The 26498-nt window shown below is 70.8% G+C and carries 27 protein-coding genes and 1 tRNA gene; 26 read left to right on the top strand and 2 right to left on the bottom strand.

What is annotated here, in order from left to right; genetic code table 11:
* The first annotated feature begins 173 nt into the window (after positions 1-173).
* From QN152_02905 to QN152_02860, 10 genes are all read left to right on the top strand, one after another.
* Positions 174-824, top strand: coding sequence for an O-methyltransferase (locus QN152_02905; protein ID MDR7538465.1), 651 nt, complete (start codon positions 174-176; stop codon positions 822-824).
* A gap of 20 nt (positions 825-844) precedes the next feature.
* Entirely contained in the window at positions 845-2041 is a 1197-nt protein-coding gene (locus QN152_02900) for an alanyl-tRNA editing protein (protein MDR7538464.1), read from the top strand.
* A complete protein-coding gene (locus QN152_02895; protein ID MDR7538463.1) occupies positions 2034-2891 on the top strand; it encodes a DNA-formamidopyrimidine glycosylase family protein in 858 nt (285 codons plus the stop codon). Before QN152_02900 ends, QN152_02895 begins: the two co-directional genes overlap by 8 nt.
* Positions 2892-2964: 73 nt before the next feature.
* Positions 2965-4119: an ArgE/DapE family deacylase gene (locus tag QN152_02890; protein MDR7538462.1), complete on the top strand. Its 1155-nt coding sequence runs from the start codon at positions 2965-2967 to the stop codon at positions 4117-4119.
* 70 nt (positions 4120-4189) lie between these two features.
* Positions 4190-4981: an SAM-dependent chlorinase/fluorinase gene (locus QN152_02885; protein ID MDR7538461.1), complete on the top strand. Its 792-nt coding sequence runs from the start codon at positions 4190-4192 to the stop codon at positions 4979-4981.
* 50 nt (positions 4982-5031) lie between these two features.
* Positions 5032-5751: a cytochrome c biogenesis protein CcdA gene (locus tag QN152_02880; GenBank protein MDR7538460.1), complete on the top strand. Its 720-nt coding sequence runs from the start codon at positions 5032-5034 to the stop codon at positions 5749-5751.
* Positions 5752-5802: 51 nt separating this feature from the next.
* A complete protein-coding gene (locus QN152_02875; protein MDR7538459.1) occupies positions 5803-7152 on the top strand; it encodes a S41 family peptidase in 1350 nt (449 codons plus the stop codon).
* A 46-nt stretch (positions 7153-7198) separates the two neighbouring features.
* Entirely contained in the window at positions 7199-8404 is a 1206-nt protein-coding gene (locus QN152_02870; GenBank protein MDR7538458.1) for a M20 family metallopeptidase, read from the top strand.
* A gap of 22 nt (positions 8405-8426) precedes the next feature.
* Entirely contained in the window at positions 8427-10148 is a 1722-nt protein-coding gene (locus QN152_02865) for an ABC-ATPase domain-containing protein (protein MDR7538457.1), read from the top strand.
* Positions 10149-10324: 176 nt separating this feature from the next.
* Positions 10325-11683 carry a TrpB-like pyridoxal phosphate-dependent enzyme gene (locus QN152_02860; protein ID MDR7538456.1) on the top strand — a complete coding sequence of 453 codons (1359 nt, stop codon included), beginning with the start codon at positions 10325-10327 and terminating at the stop codon, positions 11681-11683.
* Positions 11684-11709: 26 nt separating this feature from the next.
* Here QN152_02860 and QN152_02855 read toward each other — a convergent pair whose 3' ends face one another.
* Positions 11710-12138, bottom strand: coding sequence for a Fur family transcriptional regulator (locus QN152_02855; GenBank protein MDR7538455.1), 429 nt, complete (start codon positions 12136-12138; stop codon positions 11710-11712).
* A gap of 118 nt (positions 12139-12256) precedes the next feature.
* Between QN152_02855 and QN152_02850 the strand changes: the two genes are divergently transcribed.
* From QN152_02850 to QN152_02780, 15 genes are all read left to right on the top strand, one after another.
* Positions 12257-13291, top strand: a complete 1035-nt coding sequence (locus QN152_02850; protein MDR7538454.1) for an iron ABC transporter substrate-binding protein — start codon at positions 12257-12259, stop codon at positions 13289-13291.
* A 5-nt stretch (positions 13292-13296) separates the two neighbouring features.
* A complete protein-coding gene (locus QN152_02845; GenBank protein ID MDR7538453.1) occupies positions 13297-14931 on the top strand; it encodes an iron ABC transporter permease in 1635 nt (544 codons plus the stop codon).
* On the top strand, positions 14928-15998 hold the full coding sequence (locus QN152_02840; protein ID MDR7538452.1) for an ABC transporter ATP-binding protein: 1071 nt from the start codon (positions 14928-14930) through the stop codon (positions 15996-15998). The genes QN152_02845 and QN152_02840 overlap by 4 nt, the downstream gene beginning before the upstream one ends.
* 238 nt (positions 15999-16236) lie before the next feature.
* A complete protein-coding gene (lipB, locus tag QN152_02835) occupies positions 16237-16944 on the top strand; it encodes a lipoyl(octanoyl) transferase LipB (GenBank protein MDR7538451.1) in 708 nt (235 codons plus the stop codon).
* Entirely contained in the window at positions 16944-18086 is a 1143-nt protein-coding gene (locus tag QN152_02830; protein MDR7538450.1) for a cystathionine gamma-synthase, read from the top strand. Before lipB ends, QN152_02830 begins: the two co-directional genes overlap by 1 nt.
* A 75-nt stretch (positions 18087-18161) precedes the next feature.
* Positions 18162-18455 carry a ubiquitin-like small modifier protein 1 gene (locus tag QN152_02825; GenBank protein ID MDR7538449.1) on the top strand — a complete coding sequence of 98 codons (294 nt, stop codon included), beginning with the start codon at positions 18162-18164 and terminating at the stop codon, positions 18453-18455.
* The gene (locus QN152_02820; protein ID MDR7538448.1) at positions 18452-19852 is read left to right on the top strand and encodes a cystathionine beta-synthase; all 1401 of its coding nucleotides are present in this window, start codon (positions 18452-18454) and stop codon (positions 19850-19852) included. Before QN152_02825 ends, QN152_02820 begins: the two co-directional genes overlap by 4 nt.
* A complete protein-coding gene (locus tag QN152_02815) occupies positions 19849-20688 on the top strand; it encodes a ParB N-terminal domain-containing protein (GenBank protein MDR7538447.1) in 840 nt (279 codons plus the stop codon). Before QN152_02820 ends, QN152_02815 begins: the two co-directional genes overlap by 4 nt.
* Before the next feature lie 13 nt (positions 20689-20701).
* The gene (locus tag QN152_02810; protein ID MDR7538446.1) at positions 20702-21631 is read left to right on the top strand and encodes a cysteine synthase family protein; all 930 of its coding nucleotides are present in this window, start codon (positions 20702-20704) and stop codon (positions 21629-21631) included.
* Entirely contained in the window at positions 21632-22033 is a 402-nt protein-coding gene (locus QN152_02805; GenBank protein ID MDR7538445.1) for a M67 family metallopeptidase, read from the top strand. It abuts the gene before it with no gap.
* Positions 22030-22491 (top strand): Rrf2 family transcriptional regulator, encoded by a 462-nt coding sequence (locus tag QN152_02800; GenBank protein MDR7538444.1) that lies wholly within the window; start codon positions 22030-22032, stop codon positions 22489-22491. The genes QN152_02805 and QN152_02800 overlap by 4 nt, the downstream gene beginning before the upstream one ends.
* A 295-nt stretch (positions 22492-22786) precedes the next feature.
* Positions 22787-23395, top strand: coding sequence for a sigma-70 family RNA polymerase sigma factor (locus QN152_02795; protein ID MDR7538443.1), 609 nt, complete (start codon positions 22787-22789; stop codon positions 23393-23395).
* On the top strand, positions 23392-23625 hold the full coding sequence (locus tag QN152_02790) for a zf-HC2 domain-containing protein (protein MDR7538442.1): 234 nt from the start codon (positions 23392-23394) through the stop codon (positions 23623-23625). Before QN152_02795 ends, QN152_02790 begins: the two co-directional genes overlap by 4 nt.
* A gap of 148 nt (positions 23626-23773) precedes the next feature.
* A complete protein-coding gene (locus QN152_02785) occupies positions 23774-24172 on the top strand; it encodes a RidA family protein (GenBank protein ID MDR7538441.1) in 399 nt (132 codons plus the stop codon).
* 73 nt (positions 24173-24245) lie between these two features.
* Positions 24246-24320, top strand: a tRNA-Gln gene (locus tag QN152_02780).
* Between the two features lie 69 nt (positions 24321-24389).
* On the opposite strand, the gene QN152_02775 is transcribed toward QN152_02780, so the two are convergent.
* The gene (locus tag QN152_02775) at positions 24390-24776 is read right to left on the bottom strand and encodes a hypothetical protein (protein MDR7538440.1); all 387 of its coding nucleotides are present in this window, start codon (positions 24774-24776) and stop codon (positions 24390-24392) included.
* A 357-nt stretch (positions 24777-25133) separates the two neighbouring features.
* Between QN152_02775 and glmU the strand changes: the two genes are divergently transcribed.
* Positions 25134-26492 carry a bifunctional UDP-N-acetylglucosamine diphosphorylase/glucosamine-1-phosphate N-acetyltransferase GlmU gene (gene glmU / locus QN152_02770; protein ID MDR7538439.1) on the top strand — a complete coding sequence of 453 codons (1359 nt, stop codon included), beginning with the start codon at positions 25134-25136 and terminating at the stop codon, positions 26490-26492.
* Positions 26493-26498 lie beyond the last annotated feature (6 nt).

Raw genomic sequence — 26498 nt, 5'->3', positions numbered from 1 at the left:
CCCTTCTGTAAACGTACAGATACTGCGCGTTGCGCCCTACCTGCCGCCGCGCAGTCTAGCACAGGCCTGGCTGGAAGTAAACACGAACCCTCAGGTGGCCTTCCCGGCGCTGTACCTGCAGGGGTGGAATACGCTACGCTCTTGTACGACACATTGGGGATGCTGACGAGCTGATGCCCGAACTCCTGTCTGGCCGGGTCCTGCAGTACCTGGACGACCTGCTGCCGCCGCGCGACCCACTGCTGGTGGAGCTGGAGGCGCAGGCGCGGGAGGAGCGCATCCCCATCTGCGGCCCCCAGGTGGGTAGCCTCCTGGCGTTGCTGGTGCGCCTGGCCCGTCCCTCCCGCGTCCTGGAAGTGGGGGCGGCCATCGGCTACTCCGCCATCTGGATGGGTCGGGCGCTGCGGGAGTATGGAGGGCGGCTGCAGACTGTCGAGCTGCGCCCGGAGCGCGTCGCCCGGGCGCAGGCAAACCTCTCCCGGGCGGACCTCTCCGACCTGGTGGAGGTCCTGCCCGGCGCCGCGCTGCAGGTGCTGCCGACGTTGCGCGGGATGACCTACGGGCTCGTCTTCCTGGATGCGGTGAAGACCGAGTACCCGGCATACTTCGACCTGGTCCTCCCCCTGCTGGCCGATGGGGGCCTGCTGGTCGCCGACAACGCGCTGCTGGGCGGGGAGGTGGTCCCCGGCGCGCCCGAGGGACGCTGGTCTGCCGCCGACCGTGAAGGGGTCCGGCAGTACAACAGGCTGGCCTTCGGCCACCCCGGTCTGCACTCGGTGCTCCTGCCGCTGCGGGACGGCCTGACGCTCAGCCTGAAACGCTAGGCAGCATGGCGCTCCCACAGATGACCGAACGGCTCTACCTGACCGACGCCTACCTGCGCACCTTTCAGGCGCGCGTGCAGGCCGCACGCCCCGTCTCTGGCGGGGTGCTGGTGGAGCTGGACCGCACCGCCTTCTATCCCACCTCCGGCGGGCAGCTGCACGACACAGGCCTCCTGGGAGGCCTGCCCGTCCTGGAGGTGACGGAGACCGATGACGGCCGCGTCCTCCACCGTCTGGACGGAGGCGATCCCGCCTCTCTCCCCGGGCAGGTGGTGGAGGGCCGCGTGGACTGGGAGCGCCGCTTTGACCACATGCAGCAGCACACCGGCCAGCACCTTCTCTCCCAGGCAGCATTACGGGAGCTGGGTGCAACCACGCTGGCCGTCCACCTGGGCGCCGAGCGCTGCACGGTCGACCTGGATGCCGCGCAGTTCGGCCCGGCGGAGGCGGCGCGGCTGGAGGATGCTGCCAACGCCGTGGTGATGGAGAACCGGCCGGTGCGCCTCCATTTCGTGGACGAGACGGAGGTGGGCCGCTGGGGGCTGCGCCGCCCGCCGCAGAAGTCCGGGACGATTCGCCTGGTGGAGATCGAAGGGTTCGACCGCTCCCCCTGCGGTGGGACGCACGTGCGGGCCACGGGCGAGGTGGGGATGGTGGCCGTCACCGGCTGGGAGCGATACAAGGGTGGGACCCGCGTCCAGTTCCTCTGCGGCTGGCGCGCCCTGCGGGATCGCCGCCGGCAGAGCCGCCTCCTGGCCGACCTCCTGCGCCTGCTTTCCACGGGGGAGGAGGAGGTGGTGGCCGCGGTCCAGCGGCTGGCTGCGCGGGAACAGGAGGCGGCGCGGCGGGCGGAAGAGACGCTGCAGCGGCTCCTGGCCGTGGAGGCCGGCCTGCGCCGCCGGGACGTCCAGGCCCCGGCGGTGGTGACGGAGGTGCTCGGGGGGCGACCCCTCGATGAGGTGCGGGGCCTGGCCCGGGCGCTGGTCTCGGAGGGCGGCCTGGTTGTCCTGCTGGCCACGGAGGAGGGACATGTGGTCTTCGCCCGCTCACCCGATGTGGGGGTGGATGTGGCCGCGCTGCTGCAGCGGACGCTCCGTCAGTACGGGGGGCGGGGTGGGGGGAGACCGGAATTCGCCCAGGGCATCGTAGAGGGCGCGGTGGCGGCGGCGCTGCAGGCGGCAAGTAGCTGGGCTGCGGCGGAGCTGGCGGGTGCCTGAGATTCCCTGGCTGGAGGCGTTGGTCGCCGCCCTCAGGCCCCAAGTGTCAGGGCGGACGATCCGCGCGACGCACCTGCACAGCGCCGCCCTGTTGAAGTCGGTTCACCCGCCGCTTGAGGCCCTCGCGGGGGCGACCGTCCAGGACGTGCGCCGCAGGGGGAAACTGCTGCTCTTCGACCTCTCCGGCGGGCTGGTCATGATCGTACACCTGGGCCGTGACGGCCGGCTGCAGGTGGTCCCCTCTGGACAGCGCCTGGCCAAGGACGTGGCCCTAGCCCTCGCTCTGGACGACGGCAATGACCTGCGGCTGGTGGAGCGGGGGCCGAAGAAGCGTGCCGGTCTGTACCTGCGGCGGGCGGAGGAAGTGGAGGGGACCGAGCCGCTGTCCACGCTGGGCCTGGAGCCGCTGGACGAAGCGTTCTCCGCCCCCGTGCTGGCGGCGATGCTGGCCCAGGCGCAGATGCAGCTCAAGCGCTTCCTGACCAGCCAGCGTTACCTGGCCGGCATCGGCAACGCCTGGGCCGACGAGATCCTCTGGGAAGCCCGCCTCTCGCCGTTTGCCCTCACGGGATCCCTGCAGCCGGAGGAGCAGCAGCGCCTGCACACGGCGATCCGCGAGGTTCTGCAGCGCTCCATCGAGGAGCACCGCGCCCGGTTCGGCCAGACCCTGCCGCTGCGCGAGCCAGAAGACCTTTTCCGCATCCACCGTCGGGCCGGCCAAGAATGCCCTCGCTGCGGTGGGCGGCTGGCCGCCGTCTACTTCCAGGAACGGGAGACCTCCTACTGCCCTGGCTGCCAGACCGGCGGGAAGGTCTACGCCGACCGGCGCCTCTCCCGCCTGTTGAAGTAGGAGGTCCAACGTGCTCGTGAAGTAGGAGGTCCGACGTGCTCGAGCTTCTCCCGGTTGTGACCACAGAGCACGCATGATCGACTCCCAGCGCCTGATCCGCCTGCTCGCCGACCTGGTGCGCCACAACTCCGTGAACCCAGATCTGGTCCCCGGAGCACCCGGAGAGGAAGCCATCGCCGCCTTCCTCTGCCAGTACTGCCGCAGCGCCGGGCTGGAGGCGGAGGTACGGCAGGTGGGGCCCCGCCGGGCCAGCGTCCTGGCGCGCCTGCGCGGACGGGGGGAGCGGCCCCCTCTGCTACTGAACGGCCACCTGGACACGGTGGGCGTGGAGGGGATGACCGTCGACCCCTTTGAGCCGGTCATCCGCGAGGGGCGGCTGTACGGGCGTGGCGCCTTCGACATGAAGGGAGGGGTGGCGGCCATGGTGGAGGCGGCGCTGGCCGCCGCAGCCGCCGGACCCCCACCGGGCGACGTGGTGCTGGCCATGGTGGCCGACGAGGAGTACGCCAGCCGCGGAACCGAAGCCGTCGTCCGGGAGGTGACGGCGGGAGCGGCCGTGGTCACCGAGCCCACGGCCCTGGAGGTGTGCATCGCCCACAAAGGCTTCGCCTGGATCACCATCGAGACCGCGGGCCGCGCAGCGCACGGCAGCCGCCACGACGAGGGTGTGGACGCCATCGTCCGCATGGGCCGCGTGCTGGCAGCGCTGGAGCGGCTGGAGCGCGAGCACTACCCGCGTCGCCGTCACCCGCTCCTGGGGCGGCCCTCGGTGCATGCCTCACTGATAACCGGAGGGCAGGGCCTGAGCACCTACCCGGAGCGCTGCCGGCTGCAGGTGGAGCGGCGGACTCTGCCGGCAGAGCGTCCGGAGGACGTCACCGCGGAAGTAGAGGGTCTGCTGGCGGAGCTACGCCGGGCAGACCCCTCTTTTGAGGCCACCTGGTCGCTGTCGCTCTTTCGCCCCGGCCTGGAGAGTCCTCCGCAGGCGCCGCTGGTCGGCGCGCTGCGGCGTGCCGCCAGATCGGTGCTGGGGCGGGAACCGGCCCTGGTGGGGGCCTCCCCCTGGATGGACTCGGCGCTGCTGGCCGCCGCCGGTATCCCCACGGTGATCTTCGGTCCTGCAGGGTCGGGTGCGCACGCTGCGGAGGAGTGGGTGGACCTGGCCTCGGTGGCGGCCACCGCTGAGGTGCTGGCCCGGTTTGTGGTCTCCTGGGCGGAGGAGGGATGAGCGACGGACCCTTCAGCCGGCTCAGGAGCGGCGGGCCCGGCAGACAGTCCGGCAGTGCTGCGACGACGCCATGCGCCTGTTGACCCTGCTGTCCGACTTCGGTAGCCGCTCCCCCTACCCCGCCGCCATGAAGGCGGTGGTGGCGGCGCGCGTGGAGACATGCTTCCTGGACATCAGCCACGATGTGCGCCGTCACGATGTGCGGCAGGGGGCGTTCCTGCTGGCCGCCGTGGCGCCATTCTGCCCGGCCGGCACCGTCCACCTGGCCGTGGTCGATCCGGGCGTGGGTACCGAGCGGCGCCCGCTGGTGGTGGCTTCGGGCGGGCAGTGCTTCGTCGGGCCCGACAACGGTCTGCTCCTGCCTGCGGCGCGCCGCCTGGGGTGGCCGCGGGTCTTTCACCTCGACCCCGCGGTCGCCCTGCCGTCTGCCTCCAGCACCTTCCACGGTCGCGACCTCTTCGCGCCGGCGGCGGCCCGGCTGCTCCTGGGCGAACCGCCTGCCCGTCTGGGCCGTCCTATCGATGATCCGGTGGAGCTGCCCGCACCGCACGCAGAGTGGCGTGGGGAGGTGCTGGTCGGTGAGATCCTCTACGTCGACCCTTTCGGCAACCTGGTCACCAGCATCCCGCCGGAGCTGGCCGCGCCGCACCCTGCCTTCACCCTGCGCACCGCCCGCGGCGCATGGCCCCTCCGCCTGCAGGCCACCTACGGCAGCGGCAGGCGGGGAGAGCTCCTCCTCCTCCCCGGCAGCGAGGGCCTGCTGGAGATCGCTGTGCGCGAGGGCAGCGCTGCGACGCGCACCGGCCTTCGCGCCGGATCGGCTGTGCGCCTGCATCCGCTGCGCAGGAGAAGAAGGGCGTAGGCGCGGGCGTTTGGGGGAATGTACAATGGGCCCAAGGCGGAGACGGTGCGGTGCCTGATGTCAGCTTTCCCGTTGCGTTCGCCGCAGGCGTGCTGGGGTTTCTCTCGCCCTGCGTCGTCCCCTTGATCCCCGGGTACATCTCCTTCGTCTCCGGGCTCTCTCTCCAGGAGATGGAAGCGGCCCAGAGGCGCCGCCACGCAGGGCGGGTGCTCCTGGCCACCGGGCTGTTCGTCGGGGGCTTCGCCCTCGTCTTCACAGCCCTGGGGGCCTCGGCGTCGCTGCTGGGCGGTTTCGTCCTGTCCAACCGCATCTGGCTCAGCCGTGTCGGCGGCCTGCTGATCATCGCCCTGGGCCTGGCCGTCCTGCTGCGGGCGCCCCTGCTGTACCGGGAGCACCGCTTCCACTTCAGCCGCCGCCCCTGGGGCCTGGCAGGAGCGGTCCCCGTGGGGATGGCCTTCGGCTTCGCCTGGACGCCGTGCATCGGTCCGGTGCTCACCGCGGTGCTGACGCTGGCGGCGCAGGAGCAGAGCACGCAGCGCGGCGCGCTCCTCCTGTTCACCTATGCCCTGGGTATGGGTGTACCCTTCCTGCTGGCGGCCCTGCTGCTCACGCTGACCCTGGACCTCTCCTGGCTGCGCCGCTACAGCCGGTCCATCACCACCCTGAGCGGCGTCTTCCTCCTGATCATGGGCCTGGCCCTGGCCAGCGACGCTCTCTTTGTCCTGAACACCTGGATCCTGCGTCTGGTGCCGTTCCGTCCGGCGCTGTGAGCGGATGGCCAGACTGAGGGTGGAGGTATGCGCCTGAGGTTCGCCGCGAGGATGAAGCGCCTGCTCCTGCTGGCTGTCGTGGCAGCGGTGGCCGTGCTGCCCGCTCCCGCGCGCGCTGCCGCCGACGCCGGGCTGGTTCTGGAAGCGATCCAGGTGCTGGATGCGGAGTACGTGGAGCAGGCACTGGTGGACCGGGTGCGCCTGCTCAACGCCGCCCTGGAGGGGATCACGGCGTCTCTGAGCAGCGCCGGCGTCCCCGCCCGGTTCGCCGTCATCCCCAGGGGCACCGCTCCCGACGAGGCGGAGAGGATCTTCCGTGCCGCGTTTGCCGCAGCCCTCACCGCTGCGCAGGGCAAGGTGTCGGCCCGTGATCTGGCCTACGCCGCCATCACCGCGGTCACCGCCAGCCTCAACGACTCGCATACCGGTTTCCTCACCCCCGAGCAGTACCGCGAGCGCATCGCCCGGCAGCGGCAGCAGGCCGGCTTCGCCGGCGTGGGCATGGTCCTTTTGCCCAAGGACGGGCGCTTCTACGTGTGGCAGGTCATACCGGGCAGTCCGGCGCAGCGCCTGGACGTGCGTCCGTTCGACCGAATCGTCCGCGTGAACGACACGCCCACCGGGGGCCTCACCGCCGAGCAGGTGGTCAACATGATCCGCGGCCCCGCCGGCAGCACCGTGACGGTTACCTTCGAACGTCCCGGCTACCCGGCACCGCTGATGCGCGCCATCACCCGGGCGCCCATCGTGGTCCCGCCGCTGTTCGCCGCGCGGATGGTCGAGCCGGGGATTGCTTACATCTACCTTTACGAGTTCACGCAGGGTTCGGCGAGAGAGCTGCGCACCGCGCTGCAGCGCCTGCTGGGGCAGGGGATGCGCGCCCTGGTGCTGGATCTGCGCAGCAACATCGGCGGCTTCCTCCACGAGCTGCGGGAGGCCCTGAACCTGCTTGTCCCCCGCGGTCTCCCCATTTACCAGCAGGTCACCAGCCGGGGGACGGAGGTGGTGTACACCGAGCGCGGCCCCCTGCTGCCTGGGGCCACTCCCCTGGTGGTGCTGGTGAACGAAGGGACCGCCTCCGCGGCGGAGCTGCTGGCGGCGGCGGTGGTGGAGCACCGGCGGGGGACGCTGGTGGGGGTGAAGACCGCGGGAGCGGTGGAGGCCAGCACGCTGTTCGAGCTCTCCGACGGCTCCGCGCTCAGCGTGACCATCCGCCGGCTCACCAGCGGGAAGGGGCGGCGGCTGGAAGGGGCGGGGGTGACCCCGGATGTGATCCTCGACCTCACCTCGGAGGACTTCCTTCGCGGCCACGATGCCCAGCTGGCGAAGGCAGTGGAGATTGCCCGACAGCGGGTGGCCCGCCCGGCCACTTCCCCGCCCGCCCCGGCTCCCACCCGCTGACCCCGCAGGCAACGCTCCCGCCTGCGGAGAACCTACTTCTGGCCCGATGAGCTCTGCGACGCCCTCCGATGCCCCCGTGCTGACCGGGGAGGTCGAGCGGCAGCGGTCCTCCCTGGTGGGGTTGCTTGCCTCGCTGGTGCGCACTGACACCACCAACCCTCCGGGCGACACCCGCCGCGCCGTGGACCTGATTGGGGCACGCCTGCGCAGGCTGGGGGTGGACTTCCAGGTCCTGGCGGAGGAGCCCAAGAAGCCCAACCTCCTGCTGCGCCTGGGGTCGGGACGCCCGGAGCTCCTGCTGAACAGCCACCTGGACACAGTGCCTCCCGGAGACCGCCGCGCCTGGCGCCACGACCCCCTGGGTGCGCAGATCGAGGGGACGCGCCTCTACGGCCGGGGGGCGGCCGACCCCAAGGCATCGGTGGCGGCCATGGTAACGGCGGTGGAGGCGCTGTTGCGTCTGGAGGTACCGCTGGCGGGGTCGCTGCTGCTCTCCCTGGTAAGCGACGAGGAGGTGGGCGGGGCCAGGGGCACAGAGATGCTGGTGGAGCGGGGTCTGCTGCGGCCCGACCAGGTCATCGTCGGCGAGGTCACCCACAACCGCATCGCCATCGCGGAGAAAGGTCTGCTGTGGGTGCGCCTGGTCACTCGCGGCCGCACCGCCCACGGTTCCACTCCGTGGCGCGGGGTCAACGCCATCCGCTCCATGGTCAAGGTGCTCACCGCCCTGGAGCAGGAGATCGGCGCGCGGCTGGCCCGGGAGAGGCATCCGCTCACCCCGCCTCCCTCACTCTCCGTGGGGACCATCAGCGGCGGGATCGCCACCAATGTGGTCCCCGACCGCTGCGAGGCCACCGTCGACCGGCGCACCCTGCCCCACGAGCACCCGGCCGAGGCCCTGGCGGAGATCGATCGGGTGGTGGCCAGGCTGCGGGAGGAGGACCCCGACCTGGACGTGACCGTGGAGCCGCTGCAGCAGGGACCGCCCATCGAAACCCCGGCCGACGCGCCGCTGGTGCTCGCCGCCCGAGAGGTAGCCGCCGGGCTGGGGCTGGACTCCACTCCGGTGGGCTACCAGCAGGCCAGCGACGGCCGCTTCTTCGCCGCCCGCGGCATCCCCACCATCCTCTTTGGGCCGGGCATCCCCGACCTGGCCCACTCCGCCGACGAGTACGTGGACCTGGACGAGGCGGTGATGGCGGCGAAGTTCTACGCGCAGGTGGCGGCGCGCCTGCTCCGGCCGCAGCGGTGAGGCCGAGCCGCCCCTGCTGACCATGCTGCCGGCCGACCGCCTGCGGGACAAGTTGCTGACGCTGGAGGGCAAAGGGTACGCCGCCTACAAGGCCATCGCCGGGGCCTACCGCTTCCCCCGTTTCGTCCTCTTCATCGATCACGTGCAGCCCGACCCCTTCGCCCCGCCCTCCCTGCTGCGCGTCCGGGTGGACATGGCAGAGGCGCAGATTCCCCCCGACCTGCGCGACGGGGTCGTGCGGCGCGTGGCCCTGGAGGACTTCCTGGCCCGCCGCTTCCGCGAGGTGACCCGCCGCCAGGGACGGCGCGGCGGGGGGCCGGGTCGCAGCGGCGTGCTCCTGGTGGACGCCGGCGGACAGGAAATCCTGCCGCGGACCGCCTGTCGCCTGCACGAGGACTTCGTGGAGCTGCGCCTGGCCCTGGGCCTGCCCGCGGAGGGGCGGAAGATCCAGGCCAGGCAGGCGCTGGCCATCTTCTTCGAAGATCTCCCGGCCGCCGTGGAAGGGGCGTTGATGTGGGCGAACCTGGACGCCCGGGCGGCGCGGCGCCACGTGGAGGTGGCGGAGGATCATGCTGCCCTGCAGGAGGCTGTGCGGGCCAGAGGGCTGGTTGCTTTCATCGCCGACGGGGCCATCCTCCCCCGGGAGAGCGGCGCTTCCGACCTTCCCCTTCCGGCCCACCGGGCTGTCCCCTTCCGGGCCCCTCCGCAGCTGGCGGTGACGCTGCAGGCGCCGCACCTCGGTGCGGTCAGCGGCATGGCCATCCCCGCGGGGATCACCCTGATCGTGGGTGGTGGCTTCCACGGCAAGTCCACGCTGCTGGCCGCTCTGGCCCGCGGCATCTACCCCCACATCCCCGGCGACGGGCGGGAGTACGTGGCCACGCACCCCGACACGGTGAAGATCCGCGCCGAGGACGGCCGCCGGGTTGCCCGGGTGGACATCAGCCCGTTCATCACCAACCTCCCCTTCGGGCAGGAGACGCAGGCCTTCTCCACGGACAACGCCAGCGGCAGCACCTCCCAGGCGGCCAACATCATGGAGGCGCTGGAGGTGGGGGCGCGAGTCCTGCTCGTCGACGAGGACACCAGCGCCACCAATTTCATGATTCGCGACGAGGCCATGCAGCGGCTGGTACCCAAGGCCCTGGAACCCATCACCCCCTTCATCGACCAGGTGCGGCACCTCTACCAGGCCCACGGCGTCTCCACGGTGCTGGTCATGGGCGGCTCGGGTGACTACTTCGCGGTGGCTGACACTGTCATCCTAATGGAGAGCTTCGCCCCCCGCGTGGTCACCGAGGAGGCGCGGCGCATCGCCGCCGCGCGGCCCTCCGGGCGGGCAAGCGAGGGACGGCCCTTCGAGCGCGTGCGCTCCCGCATCCCCCTGCCCCATGGGTTTAATCCCTACCGCGAACGACGCCTGCGCGTGGACGCCAAGGGGCTGCGCACCATCGTCTTCGGCCGCGAGACCATCGACCTTTCGGCGGTGGAGCAGGTGGTGGATCCCAGCCAGACCCGTGCCATCGGCGACGCCATCTTCTACGCGCTGGAGAAAGGCTACTTCGACGGCGAGCGCCCCCTGGGCGCGGTGCTGGATATGGTGCTGGCGGACGTGGCGCAGCGGGGTCTGGAGGTCCTCTCGGGGTTTGAGGGGCACCCCGGCGACTACGCTCTGCCCCGTCGCTACGAGCTGGCCGCCGCCATCAACCGCCTGCGCACCCTGGCTGTGCGCCAGATGGAGTAGGCCCACCCCGGCAGTCCGGTGCCGCGGATTTCTGGGGACGAGGGCCGCAGGGGACGGAAGCTCCTGGGTCCGCTCCCCGCCATCCGGCGCAGGGATTTCCCCTCACGGAGACGAACCGCTATCCGTTGTCTTCGGCACTACATCCAGCGCATTCCCTGTCCGGAGGTGGAGGCTGCATGCCGCAGACCAAATTCGTGCTGGACGAGCGCGACCTGCCTGGGGCCTGGTACAACATCCTGGCCGACCTGCCGCTACCGCTCCCCCCGGTGCTCCATCCGGCCACCAAGCAGCCCATCGGTCCGGATGACCTGGCGCCGCTCTTCCCCCCGCAGATCATCCAGCAGGAGGTCTCCACCGAGCGGGAGGTGGAAATCCCCGAGCCGGTGCGGGAGATCTACCAGCTGTGGCGCCCCACGCCGCTATACCGTGCCCACCGCCTGGAGCGGACCCTGGGGACGCCGGCGCACATCTACTACAAGTATGAGGGCACCAGCCCCGCGGGCAGCCACAAACCCAACACCGCGGTGGCCCAGGCCTTCTACAACCGGGAGGCGGGGGTGCGTCGCCTGACCACGGAGACCGGCGCCGGACAGTGGGGCAGCGCGCTGGCCCTGGCCTGCCGCCTTTTCGGCCTGGAGTGCACCGTGTACATGGTGCGGGTCTCCTACGAGCAGAAGCCCTACCGCCGGGTGATCATGGAGACCTGGGGGGCGGAGGTCCTGCCCAGCCCCAGCGAGAGGACCCATGCCGGGCGGACGATCCGCCAGCGGGACCCGCACTCTCCGGGGAGTCTGGGCATCGCCATCAGCGAGGCGGTGGAGGACGCGGCCACGCATGACGACACCAAGTACTCCATCGGCAGCGTGGCCAACCACGTCCTCCTGCACCAGACCGTCATCGGCCTGGAGGCCAGGCGGCAGATGGAGCTGGCCGGTGAGTACCCCGACGTGGTCATCGGCTGCGTGGGCGGGGGGAGCAACTACGCCGGGTTGGCTTACCCGTTCCTGCGGGACCGGTTCAAGGGCAAGGACGTCCGCTTCGTGGCCGTGGAGCCCGAGGCCTGCCCTTCGCTCACCCGCGGCCGCTACCTCTACGACTTCGGCGACACCGCGGCCACCACCCCCCTGTTCAAGATGTACACCCTGGGACACACCTTCATCCCCCCGGGGATCCACGCCGGCGGCCTGCGCTACCATGGCGACGCGCCGTCGCTGTGCCTGCTCTACGATGCCGGGTATGTGGAGGCCGCAGCCTACGGCCAGCGCGCGGTCTTCGAGGCGGCGGTGCAGTTCGCCCGCAGCGAGGGGATCGTCCCCGCGCCCGAGTCGGCGCATGCCGTGCGCCGGGTCATCGACGAGGCCCTGGAGGCGAGGGAGCTGGGGGTCCCGCGGGTTATCCTGTTCAACCTCAGCGGGCACGGCCACTTCGACCTGCAGGCCTACCAGGAGTACCTGAGCGGCCGTCTGGAGGACTACGCCTATCCCGCAGAGGCGGTGGCCGCGGCCACCCGGGAGCTGGCGGCGCTGCAGCCGTAGAAGGGGCAGCACCCTCTGGACCGGGGTCAGGCGCCCGCGCCCCGGCACCCGGCGCACAGGCCGCGGAAGACCACCGACTGCTCCTTGACCAGAAACCCGCTGCGCTGTTCCTCGGGGACCTCCAGCGAGGCCAGCTCCATGAAGACGTCCTTTACCCGGCCGCAGCGTTCGCAGACCAGGTGGTGGTGGTTGCGGACGTTGGTGCAGAATCGCGTGCTGCCGGTGCCCAGGTCCAGGGGCCGCACCACGGCCAGCTCCTGTAGCTCGGCCAGCACTGCGTAGACCGTGCGCAGGGAGATGGAGGGCATCTGGCGCGCGGCCCGCAGGTGGAGCATCTCGGCGGAGGGGTGGTCGGCCTGGGTCTCCTCCAGCAGGCGGAAGATCAGGTCGCGCTGGGGCGTGACCCGCCGGCCGGCCTCCCGGAGGCGCTGGCGCAGCTCAGCGGCGCTGATCATGCCGCACGGTGTACCCAACAACGATTGTTGGTGGATTCTGTTGTTCCATGGTCAAGAATTAGGATAGCGTAACGCGCGGAGCGATCCAAGTCCGCCTGCTCTCGGGAGCAGGGGAGGGATGGGAGAGGCCATGAGCGGTGCCTGCCTGCGGTGCGCGCGCCCCATAGTCCTCCTGGTGGCCCTCCTGCCGTTCCTCCTCGGGTCCTTCGCCACTCTGGGAGCGCAGCCGGCCACGGTCACGGTCTACTCCGGACGCAATCAGGAGCTCGTGGGGCCGCTGCTGGAGCGGTTCGCTCAGGCCAGCGGAGTCCGGTTACGCGTCCGTTACGGGGAGACGGCCGAGCTCGCCGCCACCATCATGGAGGAGGGGGCCAACAGTCCTGCGGACGTCTACTTCGCTCAGGATGCCGGTGCGCTGGGGGCGCTGGCCTACGCCGGCCGGCTGCAGCGCCTGCCGGAGGGGCTTCTGCAGAAGGTGGAACCCCGCTTTCGCTCTGGCGAGGGGCTGTGGGTGGGGATTAGCGGCCGGGCCCGCGTCGTCGCGTACAACACGCGTCGCCTCTCCCCCCGCGATCTTCCCGCCTCTATCCGCGACTTCACAGACCCCCGCTGGCGGGGGCGCATGGGCTGGGCGCCGACCAACGGGTCCTTCCAGGCGCACGTGACGGCCATGCGCCTGCTGTGGGGGAATGAGCGGACGCGGGCGTGGCTCCTGGGAATGAGGGCCAACGCCCCACGGGCCTACCGCAACAACACCGCCATCGTCGCTGCCCTGGGCGCGGGCGAGATCGACGTGGGATTCGTCAACCACTACTACCTCTTCCGCTTCCTGCAGGAGCGGGGGGAGGGCTTCCCGGTGCGTAACTACTTCTTCCCCGGGCCTGACGCCGGCAACCTGATCAACGTGGCCGGCGTGGGCGTTATAGACACTGCGCGCAGTGCCGCGGCCCTGCGCCTGGTGGAGTTCCTGCTATCCCCCCAGGCGCAGCGCTACTTCGCCACTGAGACTTTCGAGTACCCGCTGGTCGCCGGCATTCCCGCCCACCCCCTGCTGCGGCCGCTGGCGCAGATCAGCACCCCGCCCGTGGACCTCAACCACCTGCAGGCTCTGGAGGAGACCCTCCGCCTGCTGCGGGAGGCAGGTATCCTGTAGCGGCCATGGCTGTGGCCCTGCCGTCTGCCCTGACGCTGCGCAGGGAGGGCCCGGTCCGCGGTCCGGTCCGTCGTCGGCCTCCCGGCCCTCTAGTTCTGCTACCCTCGCTGCTGGTGGCAGGGGCGCTGCTGCTGCCCGTGCTCTACCTGGGAGTGCGTGCGGCCGGCGCGGACGAAGGGATCTGGCGCCTGCTGGTGCAGCCCCGTACACTCCGCATCCTCCTGCGCACCGTGCTTCTGGCTTCGGCCGTCACCGCCAGCGCGGTGGCCGTCGCCCTGCCCCTGGCCTGGGTGACCACCCGCACCGACCTGCCGGGCGCGCGGCTGTGGAGTACACTCACCGTTCTGCCGCTGGCGGTACCCTCCTTCATCAGCGGGATCATCGTGGCTACCGTCTTCGGGCCGTGGGGGGTGGTGCACCACCTGGCAGACCGCCTGGGGATCGCCTTGCGGCCAGGGGGCCTTTACGGGTTCCCCGGTGCCTGGATCACCCTCACCCTGGTGACCTATCCCTACGTCCTGCTAAGCGCCCGGGCGGGCCTGCGCGGGATGGACCCGGCCCTGGAGGAGGCAGCGCGCACCCTGGGCGATGGAGGCTGGCGCGCCTTCTGCCGCGTCACCGTCCCCCACTTGAGGCCGTGGGTGGGCGCGGGTGCCGTGCTGGTGGCGCTGTACGTGCTCAGCGACTTCGGTGCCGTTTCCATGATGCAGTTCGAGTCCTTCACCACGGCCATCTACCTGCAGTATCAGGCGTCCTTCAACCGGCACTACGCGGCCGTCCTCTCCCTGGTGCTGGTAGCCATGGCCTCGCTGATAGTGCTCCTGGAGGATCGGCAAGGGCGGGGCCGGTTCTACCGCCTGCGGGGGACCTCCCGTGCCCTTCCCCCCCGGCGGCTGGGCCCCTGGCGGTGGCCGGCCCTGACGCTGTGCGGGCTGGCGACCGTGCTGGGCGTGCTTGTCCCTGTAGGGGTCATCGGCTACTGGCTGGTGGTGGGAGTACGGCAGGGTGAGCCCCTGGCTCTGGCGTTGCGCCCCGCCTTTCGCTCCCTGTATGCCTCCGTCCTGGCGGCGGGAGTCACGGTGGTGGCGGCGCTGCCCGTGGCCATCCTCTCCGTGCGCCACGGGGGGTGGCTGGCCGGCCTGATCTCGCGCCTCACCTACGCCGGGTTCGCCCTTCCCGGCATCGTCCTGGCGCTATCGCTGGTCTTCTTCGCCGCACGCTATCTGCCGTTCGTCTACCAGACGCTGGGGCTACTGATCTTCGCCTACGCCGTTCACTTCCTGCCCCAGGCACTGGGCCCGCTGCGTGCGGGCCTGGCGCAGGTGAGCCCCTCACAGGAGGAGGCGGCGCAGACCCTGGGGCGCAGCCCCTTCCAGGTCCTGCGCACCGTTACCCTGCCGCTGGTCCGCCCGGGGGTGGTGGCAGCGGCGGCGCTGGTCTTCCTCACCACGATGAAGGAGCTGCCGGCGACGCTGCTGCTTGGCCCCACGGGCTTCGAGACGCTGGCCACGCGCATCTGGTCCACGGCCACCGAAGGGTTCTTCGCCCGGGCAGCCGCTCCCGCGCTGATGCTGCTGGGATTCTCCTCCCTCTCCCTGTGGCTGCTGCTGGCGCAGGAGCGGTGGAGGGGAGAGGGGTGAGGGCTCTGGAGGCGGCTATCCGCTGCCGCGGCGTGAGCAAGGCCTACGGCCGCCTTCCGGTGGTGCGTGAGCTGGACCTAGCCGTCCCCCAGGGCCGTATCCTTGCCCTGCTGGGACCTTCCGGGTGCGGCAAGACCACCGTCCTGCGGCTGATCGCCGGGCTGGAGCGCCCCGACCAGGGCGTCGTCGAGGTGGGGGGGGAGGTGGTGACCGGCCAGGGCAGGTTTGTGCCGCCGGAGCGGCGGCGGGTCGGGTTCGTCTTCCAGGACTACGCCCTCTTTCCCCACCTGACTGTGGCGGAGAACGTCGCCTACGGCCTGCGGGATGCGGACCGGGCGCGCCGCGTGCGTGACCTGCTGGCGCTGGTGGGGCTTGATGGCCTGGAGGAGCGCATGGCCTTCGAGCTCTCGGGCGGCGAGCAGCAGCGCGTGGCCCTGGCCCGGGCGCTGGCTCCGCGGCCCCTGGCGCTGCTGCTGGATGAGCCATTCAGCAACCTGGACGCCGACCTGCGGGTGCAGCTGCGCGAGGAAGTACGCGCCATCCTGCGTCAGACCCGGATGACGGCAGTCTTCGTCACCCACGACCAGGAGGAGGCCCTCTTCATGGGTGACCAGGTGGCGGTGATGCACGAGGGACGGATTGCCCAGGTGGACGTCCCCGAGGCCATCTTCCACCTGCCGCGCACGCGCTTCGTCGCCGGGTTTCTGGGGCGCGCCGACTTCCTGGCGGCCACGGTGCAGGCGGAGGGTCTGGTCACCGAGATCGGCGTGCTGGCCTTCCGCACGCCGCTGCCTCCGGGTACCCGGGTGGACCTCCTGGTGCGCGCCGACGATGTAGATATCGCCGCGGGACCCGGGCCGGGGGTCGTCACCGCCTGTCTCTTCCAGGGCGCGCTGAAACTATACCGCATCGCCCTGCCCTCTGGGGCTACACTGCACAGCCTGCAGAAACACACGGCGAACTACCCTCCGGGGACCCGGGTGGAGGTAACCGTCGCCCCGGGCCACCCGCTGGTCTGCTTCCCGGACGGGGAGGCGGTCCTGGCAGAACCGCTGGTCTCCGCCTGAATGTCGTGCTATGATGCCTGCTGTCATGTCTGTGCGCCCAGTACCTGCGCACCCCCTGGCTCCGCGCCCTCGCTCCTGCATCTGTCTCCGGGCGGAGGCCTAGCGGCCTTCGCCCTCCCGTCGGGCTGCACAGGCCCGACCAGCCCAGACGACGTTGCCATGAGCGTCCGACCGTGCCGGGTCGTTGCTGCCTGCGGTCACGCCTGGCCGTGGGCATGCGGCTAGAATAGGAGCCAAGATGCGGGATGCATGGCTGGTGACCCTTGAAGGGCTGACGCCCTTTGCCGACGCCTGGGCGCTGCAGCGGCGGCTGGTCGCCGCCCGGCAGCGGGCAGCCATCCCCGACGTGGTCCTGCTGCTGCAGCATCACCCGGTGATCACCCTGGGGCGGTCCGGGGATCGGGGGCACCTGCTGCTGCCTCCCGAGGTGCTGCGGCAGCGCGGCGTCGAGATCTACCAGATCGAGCGCGGCGGCGGGGTCACCTACCACGGGCCGGGGCAGCTGGTGGCGTATCCCATCCTCGACCTGCGGGCCATGGATGAGGACGTGGTGCGCTTCATGCGAGCGCTGGAGGAGTCGGTGATCCGAACCGTCGCCGACTTCGGGATCAACGCCGTCCGGATGCGCGGCTTCCCCGGCGTCTGGGTAGGCGAGGCGAAACTGGCCGCCGTGGGCGTGGCGGTGAAGCGGCGGGTGACCATGCATGGGGTGGCCCTGAACGTCACCACAGATCTGGAGCCCTTCACCTGGATCAACCCCTGCGGCCTGAACCGCCCCGTCACCTCCATGAGCCGTCTGCTGGGCCAGGAGGTCTCCGTTGCCGCGGTGGCCGATGCCTACGCACGACGGTTCGCCGAAGTGTACGCCCTGGAGCTGCTGCCGGTGGGGCGGCCGGAGGTGGAAGAGCGGCTGGCCCCGCTGGCGGCGGAGACGGTGTGCTCCTGATGCCGTCCTCCCACCGCTTCGAGACGCGGGCCATCCACGATGGCCAGGCGCCCGACCCCACCACCGGGGCGGTGATCCCTCCCATCTACCAGACTTCTACCTACGTGCAGCAGGCTCCAGGGGAGCACCGGGGGTACGATTACTCCCGCACCGCCAACCCCACCCGCACCGCCCTGGAGCGGGCACTGGCCTCTCTGGAGGAGGCGGAGTACGGGCTGGCCTTCGCCTCGGGGATGGCGGCCATCACCGCAGTGGCCCTGCTGCTTGCCCCCGGGGACCACGTGGTGGCCCCGGATGATGTCTACGGCGGCACACACCGCCTCTTCGTTCGTGTCCTGCAGCGCTATGGCATCGAGACCACCTTCGTGGACATGCGCAACCTTCCCACGGTGGAGCGGACGATGCGGGAAAGCACCCGGCTGCTCTTCCTGGAGACGCCCACCAACCCCTACCTGCACATCCTGGACATCGCCCGCCTGGCGGAGCTGGGCCACGCCGCCGGGGCGCTGGTGGCGGTGGACAATACCTTTGCCACCCCCTACGGGCAGCAGCCGCTGCGCCTGGGCGCCGACCTGGTGGTCCACTCCACGACCAAGTACCTGGGGGGCCACAGCGACGTAGTGGGCGGGGCGGTGCTCACCTCCCGCGCCGACCTGTACCAGCGGCTGAAGTTCCTGCAAAATGCGGTGGGCGCCGTCCCCGGCCCGCTGGACTGCTGGCTGGTTCTGCGCGGGCTGCGCACCCTGGCGGTGCGCATGGAGCGGCACCCGCAGAACGCGGCGAAGGTGGCTCACTTCCTGCGCCGGCATCCGCGGGTCAGCCTGGTCCTCTATCCGGGGCTGGCCGACCATCCCGGCCACGAGCTGGCCGCGCGGCAGATGCGCTGCTTCGGCGGCATGGTCTCGTTCGTGGTCCACGGCGGGAAGGCGGAAGCCCGTCGGGTCGCGTCCGCGACCCGACTGTTCCTCCTGGCGGAGAGCCTGGGCGGGGTTGAGTCGTTGATCGATCACCCGGCGTCGATGACTCACGCCAGCGTGGCGGGGACACCCCTGGCGGTGGAGGAGGGGCTGCTGCGCCTCTCGGTGGGGTTGGAGCACCCGGAGGATCTGATGGCGGACCTGGACCAGGCGCTGGGGTCCTAGGAAGGGGGAGATGAGTTCCGGGGGTCCCCACGAATTCGCGGACAGAATTCGTGGGGTGCGTAGGAGGTGATGTCCATGGCAACTGTCTACCTGCCCGCGCCGCTGCGGCGGCAGACCGGCGGGCAGAGCCGGGTGCAGATCCCGGGAAGCACGGTGCGGGAGGTGCTGGCGAACCTGCACGCGGCCTACCCGGGGGTGGGCGCCCAGGTGCTGGACGACCAGGGGCACGTGCGCGCCTACATCAACATCTTCGTCAACGGCGACGAGATGCGCACCCTGCGCGGGGAGGAGACCCCGGTGGGGCCGCAGGACGAGGTGTCCATCATTCCGGCCATGGCCGGGGGGACGGCGGGGGAGGCCGAGGGGTGAGGACGCAGGTGCGCGCCGGCGAACGCATCCACGACAGCATCCTGGAGGTGGTGGGAGGGACCCCGCTGGTGCGCCTGCACCGGGTGGCCCGGGGCGTGCGCGCCGACGTGGTGGCCAAGCTGGAGTTCCTCAACCCCGGAGGGTCGGTGAAGGACCGCATCGGCGTGCGCATGGTGGCTGTGGCGGAGGCGCAGGGGAGGCTGCGGCCGGGGGGGACCATCGTTGAGGCCACCTCGGGCAACACCGGCATGGGCCTGGCCCTGGTGGCAGCCGTGCGCGGCTACCGCTGCATCTTCGTGATGCCGGATAAGATGTCCGAGGAGAAGATCCGCCTCCTGCGCGCCTTCGGCGCCAGGGTGGTGATCACGCCCACGGCGGTGGCGCCCCAGGACCCGCGCTCCTACTACAGCGTCAGCCGGCGGCTGGCGGAGGAGACCGCCGGCGCCTGGTACGCCGACCAGTACCACAACCCGGACAACCCCGCCGCTCACTACGAAACCACCGGCCCGGAGATCTGGGAGGACAGCGGCGGCCGCGTGGACATCCTCGTCTGTGGCATGGGCACCGGGGGGACCATCTCCGGAGTGGGACGCTTCCTTAAGGAGCGCAACCCTCAGGTGAAGGTGGTGGGTGTGGACCCGGTGGGCTCGGTGTACAGCCACTACTTCCGCAGCGGCACGCTGGGGGAGGCGCACACCTACAAGGTGGAAGGGATCGGCGAGGACTTCCTTCCCGGAACCATGGACTTCCGCGTCGTGGATGAGGTGGTCCAGGTCACCGACCGGGAATCCTTCCTCATGACCCGTCGCCTGGTGCGGGAAGAGGGGTTGTTCTGCGGAGGCAGCAGCGGCAGCGCCGTGGCCGGGGCCCTGCGCTACCTGCGCGGTCTGCCCGACCACGGAGAGGGGAAGCGGGCTGTGGTCATCCTGCCCGACTCCGGGTTTCGCTACCTCTCCAAGGTCTTCGACGACGACTGGATGCGGGAGAACGGCTACCTGGAGGCGGAGCTGGGCACCGTGGCCGACCTGCTGCGGGCCAAGGGCCTGCCGCTGATCACCGCGACGCCCGACGAGCAGGTGCGCGCGGTGATCGCCAAGATGAAGCAGTACGACGTCTCCCAGCTGCCGGTGGTGGCTGACGGCGGCCTGGTGGGCATGGTCAGCGAGGTGGATCTGCTCTCCTACCTGCTGGAGGGCGGAGGCGGCCTCGACGACCCCATCACCCTTCTGGTTAACCCCGGCGCCCCGGTGGTCACGCCGGAGACGCCGGTGGGCGAGCTGGCGGAGATCTTCCTCAGCGCCAACGCGGCTGTGGTCATCGACAGCGGACGCGTCGTCGGCATCGTCACCAAGATCGACGTCATCGACCACCTGGCCAGGGTCCTCGGTCGCCCATGACGCCTCCCGCCCGTTCCTCCTCCGCCCAGGTCCTCCCCACCCTGCGCATCGTCCCGGCGGCGGAGGTCCACCTGCACGAGGACGCCGATCCGAGGCGCGTCGCCGCGCTGGTGGAGCAGCTGGAGCAGGAGGGGGTGCTGCGCAACCCGCCGCTGGCCGCGGCGCTGCCGGATGGCGGCTACGTGATTCTGGACGGGGCGAACCGCACCTGCGCCCTGCAGCGCCTGGGCCTCCCGCACCACCTCCTTCAGGTCGTGGATTACGGCGCGGCTGCGGTGCGCGTGGAGGTGTGGCACCACCTGCTGCGGGAGGATGGCCCCGCGCTGGCGCGCCTGCTTCCACAGCTACCGCTGGTTCCCCTGGACAGCACCGCCCGGCTGGCCGGCGCGCTGCGCAACGGCCGCCTGGCCTGCGGCCTGATCTGGGAGCAGGGGGTGCTGGGTGTGCGGGCGGAGCGGTCCCTCACCGCGCGGGTGGGGGCCATGCGCGCCGTGGTGGACGCCTACAACGGACGCGTACCCATCTACCGCGTCCTGACCACGGACCGCCGCCTCCTGCGTGCCGAATACGACCGGATCGGCGTGCTGGTGGTCTTCCCGCGCTTCACCAAGGCGCAGATCCTGCGGCTGGCCGTCCTCCCGCAGAAGCTGCCCACCGGGATCACCCGCCATGTCATCCCCAACCGCGCGCTGCGAGTCAACCTGCCGCTGGAGGTGCTGCGTGCGCCCGGCACGGTGGAGGAGAAGAACGCCGCCCTGCGCGATCTGATCCACGCGCGCCTGCTGGCCCATCGGGTGCGTCTCTACCCGGAGCCCACGGTCCTCTTTGACGACTGAGGTGACGGCAGGAGTGTCCACCCGCCCGGTCTCGCCCGCCCACCGTCTCGGCAGCCACCTCCTGGGGTGCATCGGTCGCACGCCGCTGCTGCGGGTGACGCGCCTGGGCGGTGTCCCCCCCGGGGTGGAGATCCTGGCCAAGGCGGAGTGGTTCAATCCCGGAGGGTCGGTGAAGGACCGGCCCGTGCTGCGGATGATCGAGGAGGCGGAGCGCGAGGGCCGGCTCACCCCGGGGAAGGTCCTCCTGGATGCCACCTCGGGGAACGCGGGCATCGCCTACGCCATGATCGGAGCGGCCAAGGGCTACCGGGTGGAGCTGGTCATGCCGCAGAACGTGAGCGTGGAGCGACGGCGGATCATCCAGGCCTTCGGGGCCACGGTCATCCCCTCCGACCCGCTGGAGGGGTCCGACGGAGCCATCCGCCTGGCGCGGCAGCTGTTTGCCGCCGCGCCGTACCGTTACCTCCTGCTGGATCAGTACAACAATCCCGCCAACTGGCGCGCCCACTACGAGACCACGGGAGCGGAGATCATCGCCCAGAGCGAGGGCCGCCTCACCCACTTCATCGCCGGCCTGGGCACCTCGGGCACCCTGGTGGGGGTGGGACGGCGGCTGCGGGAGGAGCGGCCACACGTGCAGATCATCGCCGTGGAGCCCGACGGCCCGCTGCACGGCCTGGAGGGGCTGAAGCACATGGCCACCTCCATCGTCCCGGGCATCTATGACCCCTCCGTGCACCACCGGGTGATCGCCGTTACCACCGAGGCCGCCTACGCCATGACTCGGCGCCTGGCACGGGAGGAAGGCTGGCTGGTCGGCCCCTCGGCCGGCGCGGCCATGCTGGCGGCGCTGCAGGTGGCCCGCGAGATCGGCCAGGGGGTGATTGTGGTGGTTCTGCCCGACGGCGGCGGCCGCTACCTCTCCACCGGGGTGTTCGGATAGATGACGCTGCGGCTGACGCGGGAGCACCTGGAAGAGATGATCGCCCACGCGCGGGAGACCTTTCCCCTGGAGTGCTGTGGGTTGCTGGCAGGGCGGGACGGGCAGGTCCTCCGCGTCTACCGCGGGCACAACGTCGATCAGAGCCCCTACACCTACCGACTGGACGACCGGCAGCTCTTGCAGTTCCTGCGGGAGATGGACCGGGAAGGACTGGAGATCGTGGGCATCTACCACTCGCACACCGCCAGCCAGGCCGCGCCCTCGCGCACGGACGTGGCCAGGGCATTCTACCCGGAGGCGGTCTATGTGATAATATCGCTGCAACAGGCGCAGCGGCCAGAGGTGCGGGGCTTCCGCATTGTCGACGGCCGGGTGAGCGAAGAGGACGTGGTCGTGCAGTGAGGGTACGTACCCGGATCGATCACGGCGCACGCGCGGTGAAGGTGAGCAGCCGCGCAGAGTACGGCCTGCGCGCGCTGGTGGATCTGGCCCGCCACTACGGCGAGGGGTACGTCCAGAGCCACGAGATCGCCGCCCGGCAGGGCCTGCCCGAATCCTACCTCAACCAGATCATGGCCTCGCTGCGCCGGGCCGGGCTGGTGGCCAGCAAACGGGGGCCGGCCGGTGGACACACCCTCTCCCGCCCTCCAGCCCAGATTACCCTGCGGGAGGCCTTCGAGGTCCTGGAGGAGGGAGCAGCGCCGTGGTGGTGCGTGGGGGTGGAGGATCCCAACTGCGCTTACCTCCCGGGCTGCGGCATCCGCCCCATCTGGATGGCCATGAAGGCCGCGGCTGAAGGGGTGCTGGAACGCCTCACCCTGCACGACATGATCTACGGGCACGCCCCCGGCGCAGAGTAGAGCCCAAATCTCCCGCCTGAGGACCGCGATGCCTGCCGGGGGCTGGGCTATGCCCGCCGGCCTACCTGCGGCAGGACAACGCTCCCCCCTGGTCGAAGGTTCATAGCAGGGCAGGGCACCCCGGACACGCAGGTCTGGCCCGACCATCAAAGGGCGGGGCGAGGGCCCCAAATGGGCGCGATTGTCGGGGGTGCCTTGTCCTTTCCGTTATCCGCCCGCCGCAGTCCTGGAATCTTCTCCCGCAGCCGCACGTTGAGCGGGACGTGGGGAGGTCGCTGGGGGGTCCCCTTCACCGATGGTGAACCAGCCTTCGCCACAGACCCCGGCCGCCCGGGAGTTTGCGGCGCTGGCGGAGGAGCACCTCCACCGTCTCTACAGCGCGGCTTTGCGCCTAACCCGCGACCGGGACGCCGCGGAGGACCTGGTGCAGGAGACTTTCCTCAAGGCCTGGCGCTCCTTTCACACCTTCCAGCCGGGCTCCAACGCCCGCGCCTGGCTGTACCGCATCCTGATGAACGCCTACATCGACGCCTACCGCAAGACGGACCGCGAACCAGAGGTGGTGGACCAGGAGGACATGGAGACACAGTACCTCTACAGCCGCGTCCGGGCCAGTGAGGAGCTGCGCCGCCAGGGGAACCCGGAAGAGGTCATCCTGCAGACGATCATGGACGCCGACGTGGAGGCGGCCCTGGCCTCGCTGCCGGAGGCTTTCCGCACCGCGGTCATCCTGGCGGACCTGGAAGGGTTCACCTACAAAGAGATCGCCCGCATCCTGGGAGTCCCCATTGGCACGGTGATGTCCCGCCTCTTCCGCGGACGATGGCTGCTGCAGCGGGCGCTTTGGGAGTACGCCCTGCGGGCGCGGCGGCTTCCCTCCGGCGAGGGAGGGGAGGGGCGATGAGCGCGGTGCACTGCGAAGAGGTCGTGCGTCTGCTGTGGCAGTACATGGACCGGGAGCTCGATCCCCAGACCTCCCACCTGATCCAGGAACACCTGCGGCTGTGCCGCGACTGCGGACCGCGCCACGAGTTCGAGCTGAGGCTCCGGGAGGTCATCAGGCAGCGGTGCGCGGGGCGGCCCGCCCCAGAGCCGCTGCGCCGCCGCCTGCAGGCCATGCTGCAGGCCCTGTAGCCACCCCCTCTGCCCTTTCCCATGGTGCACCGGTGCGCGCGTCGGGATCGTGCATCGTGCGCGCGGTGACGCGTCGCGCGTATAATCGACGCGGCGGGAGACGGCCTGTGCCGGGTCCTGCTCCAGGTCACACGGGGAGGTTTGAGGTATGCAGCGGGAGATCATCAGCACGGACCGGGCGCCGCGGGCCATCGGCCCCTACGCTCAGGCGGTGCGGGCAGGAGGACTGCTCTTCCTCTCGGGCCAGATCGCCCTGGACCCCCAGACCGGCCAGCTGGTGGGGACGGACATCAAGCAGCAGACCCGTCAGGTCCTGGAGAACGTCCGGGCCATCCTGGAGGCCTCGGGGTCGTCGTTGCGGCGCGTGGTCAAGTGCACGGTCTTCCTGGCGCAGATGGACGACTTCGGTCCGATGAACGAGGAATACGGTGCGTTCTTCCAGGAGGAGCCGCCGGCGCGGACCACGGTGGCGGTCAGCCGCCTGCCGCGCGGGGCGCTGGTGGAGATAGACGTGGTCGCCCTTGCGGGAGAGGGGCGGGTCACATGATGAGGACGGGCCCGCCCCACCGGGCCCCCAGGGGTTGACCGGCTTCCCGCTCCTCAGGACAATACAGGTGCGCTGGGGGGTCGTCTAATCGGGAGGACACCGGACTTTGACTCCGGCAGCGCAGGATCGAAGCCTGCCCCCCCAGCCACGCTTCTGCCTGTGCCCAAAGCGCTTCCTTACCGGGATCCTGGCCAGGGGCCCTTCGCCCCGGTCCTGCCTACGGCGTGGCCTGGCGGGCGGTCACCGTCAGGTCCACAGCGTACCCGCCGGTATCCCCATTCCGGTTGTTGTACAGCAGGTAGAGAGTCTCGCTGCGCGACCCCGACCCCGCGGCCAGGGCCAGCAGGTCGGAAGCTGTCCACTCTCGGGCGTCCTCGCCGATGAAGTCCGCTCCCTCCACGAAGGTAACGAGGTCGTCCAGCAGCCGGCCGGCTGCCTCCGCCAGCGACTCCAGCACCGGGTGTCCCAAGTCGCGCAGGGCCTCACCCATGGCCGCCGCAATCTCCTCGGCCAGCCGGGCGTAGGCGCTGGCGGCCAGTGCCCGGTCCAATGCGTCGGGCTGGTGGCGAACGCCTACCTCCTGACGGGACAGGGCGTGCAGCACAGCAGGAGCAGCACGGCCCGGGCGCCAGTGCGCACCGCAAGCCCGGCCATGCGCTCCTCCAGGGAGGCAGGACGCGCGGAATCGTCGCCGGCAGATGCCGGGAAGTTCAAGGCGGAAAGCAGCAAGACGATGACCGCAGCAGCAAGCCCGCGCACGCCGTGGAGTTTAGAAATGGCGGTAAGGCTCCGCTATCGGGCGGATAGCCGATTTCCCGCCGGCGGCAAGCGGTGCCGGTGCTGCGGCGGCGTCAGGCTTGGCGGAAGACCTGCCGCCGGGGGGCGGCGGGCTGGGGAAGGATTGCTCCGGGGGGTCAAGAACTTCTGTGCGGCAGGAGGTTCCCGTAAAGGCCTTCCACAGATGACCGTCCGTCCCATCGTCCTTGCCGCCGGCGTGGGCAAGCGCATGCGTTCCAGCCTTCCCAAGGTTCTGCACCCCATCTGCGGGCGGCCGATGGTCCGCTACGTCCTGGCGACCCTGGAAGAGGCGGGCCTGATCCAGCCGGTGGTGGTCGTCGGCCGGGGCGCAGAGGCGGTACAGGCGGAGGTCGGCGACGGTGCTTCCTTCGTCGTGCAGGCAGAGCAGAAAGGGACAGCAGACGCGGTGCTGGTGGGGCTGCAGGCGGTGGAGGAGGCGGAGGCCGTGCTGGTGCTCTACGGGGATGTCCCTCTGCTCACCGCCCGGACGCTGCGACGCCTGGTGTCGCACCATGAGGACGCCCGGCCCGGGATCACCCTGCTCACGGCCCACCTGTCCGACCCTACCGGCTACGGCCGCGTCCTCCGCGACTCCGGCGGAGGGGTGCAGCGCATCGTGGAGGAGGCCGACGCCACCCCTGGGGAGCGGGCCATTCAGGAGATCAATGCCGGCACCTACGTCTTCGACCTGGCCCTTCTGCGGGAAGGGCTGGGACACGTGCGGCCGGCCAATGTCCAGGGCGAGTACTACCTGACCGACGTCGTCGCCTGGGCGCTGCGGGTCGGCGCCCGGGTGGACGCCCTGGCGGCGGACGACCCCCTGGAGGTGCTGGGCGTGAATTCGCGACGCGATCTGGCCCGGGCGGAGGCGGCCATGCGCGCCCGGCTGCTGGAGCGTCTCATGGACGGCGGCGTCACCGTGGTGGACCCCCAGGCCACCTACATCCACGCGGGGGTGGTAGTGGGGGAGGAGACGGTAATCCACCCGGGCAGCTCCCTGGAAGGGCAGACCCGCATCGGTCGCGGCTGCACCATCGGTCCGCAGGCCCGCCTGGTTGATGCCGTCATCGCCGACAGGGTGACCGTGGTGGCCTCCACCGTGGTGCAGTCTACGGTGGGCGAGGGCAGCCGCGTCGGCCCTTACAGCCACCTCCGCCCCGGCTCGCGCATCGGGCGGCGGGTGGAGATCGGCAACTTCGCCGAGGTGAAGAACAGCACCATCGGCGACGGGACCAAGGTGCACCACAAGTCCTACCTGGGGGACGCCACCGTGGGGGAGCGGGTGAACATCGGCGCGGGTACCATCACCTGCAACCTGCGCGACCGCTCCGGGAAGAAATGGCCCACGGTCATCGAGGACGAGGCCTTCATCGGCAGCGACACCATGCTGGTGGCGCCGGTGCGTATCGGCAGGGGGGCCAGCACGGGTGCGGGCTCGGTGGTGACCAGGGACGTCCCCGCCGGCGCCGTGGCCGTGGGGGTCCCCGCGCGGGTAATCCGGCACAGCCGGGTGGGCAGGTGAGGGGGC

Source organism: Armatimonadota bacterium (assembly GCA_031459715.1).
Taxonomy (GTDB): Bacteria; Sysuimicrobiota; Sysuimicrobiia; order Sysuimicrobiales; family Humicultoraceae; genus Humicultor; species Humicultor tengchongensis.
Note: the sequence above shows the minus strand (reverse complement) of the source record. Positions and strands in the feature narration are given on the sequence as shown.